The sequence below is a fragment of the Erwinia sp. ErVv1 genome, from assembly GCF_900068895.1.
In the GTDB taxonomy this organism is placed as follows: domain Bacteria; phylum Pseudomonadota; class Gammaproteobacteria; order Enterobacterales; family Enterobacteriaceae; genus Erwinia.
Window position 1 is genome coordinate 132,079 of sequence record NZ_CDPK01000003.1, and the last position, 263, is coordinate 132,341.

General features: G+C 69.6%; 1 protein-coding gene. It reads left to right on the forward strand.

Going from position 1 to position 263, the window contains the following annotated elements:
• On the forward strand, nt 1–263 hold a 263-nt coding region (locus tag A1830_RS23870), incomplete at both ends, for a hypothetical protein (protein ID WP_231877571.1).

Genomic DNA, 263 nt, shown 5'->3' on the forward strand with positions numbered 1-263 from the left:
GCGGGCAGTGACCGATATGGCCAGGATCCGGGATGTCACCCACGAACGGCGGCTGGCTGGCTGAAGGCCTGGTGCCGTCGCTTACGGGTGGTGCACGGTGCGACAGAGGCCCCCATGGTCGCCAACGGGTGTTGCCCGGTGCCTGGCGGTCCTCGCGCCGCGCCTGGCGCGATCCCTTCGCTCCGCACGTCGACCTTTCGGAGCGGTCATGACGTGACATCCCTGTCCCGGCATGCCCTTGTGCCAGCCTCCCTGCTGGGCCA